General features: G+C 56.3%; 2 rRNA genes. Both read right to left on the bottom strand.

The window, feature by feature from the left end:
* Positions 1-1,353 (bottom strand): 23S ribosomal RNA (locus D3654_RS00360); the annotation flags it as partial.
* A gap of 575 nt (positions 1,354-1,928) precedes the next feature.
* A 16S ribosomal RNA gene (locus D3654_RS00355) occupies positions 1,929-3,091 on the bottom strand; the annotation flags it as partial.

Genomic DNA, 3,091 nt, shown 5'->3' with positions numbered 1-3,091 from the left:
CTGGTTTCCACCGCAGCTTCACCGCCCACACGACGCTCCCCTACCCATCCACACTCCTGAACCACAAAGGCTTGGAAAATATGTGAATGCCACAACTTCGGCGGTGTACTTGAGCCCCGCTACATTGTCGGCGCGGAATCACTTGACCAGTGAGCTATTACGCACTCTTTCAAGGGTGGCTGCTTCTAAGCCAACCTCCTGGTTGTCTAAGCAACTCCACATCCTTTCCCACTTAGCACACGCTTAGGGGCCTTAGTTGGTGGTCTGGGCTGTTTCCCTCTCGACTATGAAGCTTATCCCCCACAGTCTCACTGCTGCGCTCTCACTTACCGGCATTCGGAGTTTGGCTGACGTCAGTAACCTTGTAGGGCCCATCGGCCATCCAGTAGCTCTACCTCCGGCAAGAAACACGCAACGCTGCACCTAAATGCATTTCGGGGAGAACCAGCTATCACGGAGTTTGATTGGCCTTTCACCCCTACCCACAGCTCATCCCCTCCATTTTCAACTGAAGTGGGTTCGGTCCTCCACGACGTCTTACCGTCGCTTCAACCTGGCCATGGGTAGATCACTCCGCTTCGGGTCTAGATCACGCCACTACACTCGCCCTGTTCAGACTCGCTTTCGCTACGGCTACCCCCCACGGGTTAACCTCGCGACGTAACACTAACTCGCAGGCTCATTCTTCAAAAGGCACGCCATCACAGGAACAAAGCCTGCTCTGACGGATTGTAAGCACACGGTTTCAGGTACTGTTTCACTCCCCTCCCGGGGTACTTTTCACCTTTCCCTCACGGTACTGGTCCGCTATCGGTCATCAGGAAGTATTTAGGCTTATCAGGTGGTCCTGACAGATTCACACGGGATTTCTCGGGCCCCGTGCTACTTGGGAACAATCACCAGGGCGGCACAACACATTACGGCTACGGGACTCACACCCTCTCCGGCCGGCCTTTCAAAACCGTTCGCCTATGCACGCACACACACCCCGCCGGTCCGGCAGAACCAACACGCAACTGCCCCACAACCCCGCCCACGCAACGCCCGCCGGCTATCACACATGGGTCGGTTTAGCCTGATCCGCGTTCGCTCGCCACTACTAACGGAATCACTCTTGTTTTCTCTTCCTGCGGGTACTGAGATGTTTCACTTCCCCGCGTTCCCCCCACGCACCCTATATATTCAGGCACGGGTCACACAATCACCCCGAAAAGCGTTGTGCGGGGTTTCCCCATTCGGACATCCTGGGATCACCGCTCGGTTATCAACTCCCCCAGGCTTATCGCAGATTCCTACGTCCTTCATCGGCTCCTGATGCCAAGGCATCCACCGTGCGCCCTTAAAAACTTGACCACACAGATCAAACTTGACTCGAGAGAACCACGACCCACAAAGGGCCAGGGTCCTATCATAAGAAATTGCTATCAACACACACCCGCACAANAAGGGCCAGGGTCCTATCATAAGAAATTGCTATCAACACACACCCGCACAAAAACAGGTGCATGCCTCAAGATGCTCGCGTCCACTATGTAGTTCTCAAACAACAACCCCAACCCCCACACCCCACACACACAACATGCATGATCGGCGAGGACAGGAAAACCAGAAACCCCAGGGCCCCCGGCAACACAATCGTTGCAGGTCCTGTTGCCTCAGGACCCAACAGTGCACCAAACACACCCCGGACACATCACGCCCCGCAAGCCTTCCCAACACCCACACCCCACCACCCAAAGGAAGCAGAGCACGGACACCGTACTAACCACAGGACACAACCACCAGGCCATGCCAAAACCAGTTTGATTCGTTGATATTCCACCCATGAGCACCCACCGCAGAACATGCGCCTGCGCAATGGGCTTTACTCCTGACCGGCACCACAGCAACCACTTAGGGCCACCAGGCAACCGGCAGACGCTCCTTAGAAAGGAGGTGATCCAGCCGCACCTTCCGGTACGGCTACCTTGTTACGACTTAGTCCCAATCGCCGGTCCCACCTTCGACGGCTCCCCCCCAAAAAGGGTTAGGCCACCGGCTTCGGGTGTTACCAACTTTCGTGACTTGACGGGCGGTGTGTACAAGGCCCGGGAACGTATTCACCGCAGCGTTGCTGATCTGCGATTACTAGCGACTCCGACTTCATGGGGTCGAGTTGCAGACCCCAATCCGAACTGAGACCGGCTTTTTGGGATTAGCTCCACCTCACAGTATCGCAACCCATTGTACCGGCCATTGTAGCATGCGTGAAGCCCAAGACATAAGGGGCATGATGATTTGACGTCGTCCCCACCTTCCTCCGAGTTGACCCCGGCAGTCTCCCATGAGTCCCCGGCATAACCCGCTGGCAACATGGAACGAGGGTTGCGCTCGTTGCGGGACTTAACCCAACATCTCACGACACGAGCTGACGACAACCATGCACCACCTGTGAACCAGCCCCGAAGGGAAGCCCTGTTTCCAGAGCGGTCCGGTCCATGTCAAGCCTTGGTAAGGTTCTTCGCGTTGCATCGAATTAATCCGCATGCTCCGCCGCTTGTGCGGGCCCCCGTCAATTCCTTTGAGTTTTAGCCTTGCGGCCGTACTCCCCAGGCGGGGCACTTAATGCGTTAGCTACGGCGCGGAAAACGTGGAATGTCCCCCACACCTAGTGCCCAACGTTTACGGCATGGACTACCAGGGTATCTAATCCTGTTCGCTCCCCATGCTTTCGCTCCTCAGCGTCAGTTAATGCCCAGAGACCTGCCTTCGCCATCGGTGTTCCTCCTGATATCTGCGCATTTCACCGCTACACCAGGAATTCCAGTCTCCCCTACATCACTCTAGTCTGCCCGTACCCACTGCAGAACCGGAGTTGAGCCCCGGTCTTTCACAGCAGACGCGACAAACCGCCTACGAGCTCTTTACGCCCAATAATTCCGGATAACGCTTGCGCCCTACGTATTACCGCGGCTGCTGGCACGTAGTTAGCCGGCGCTTCTTCTGCAGGTACCGTCACCTTGCGGCTTCTTCCCTACTGAAAGAGGTTTACAACCCGAAGGCCGTCATCCCTCACGCGGCGTCGCTGCATCAGGCTTGCGCCCATTGTGCA

This window comes from Arthrobacter celericrescens (genome assembly GCF_003614925.1).
GTDB classification, from domain to species: Bacteria; Actinomycetota; Actinomycetes; order Actinomycetales; family Micrococcaceae; genus Arthrobacter; species Arthrobacter celericrescens.
This window is presented reverse-complemented; position numbering and strand designations above follow the sequence as displayed.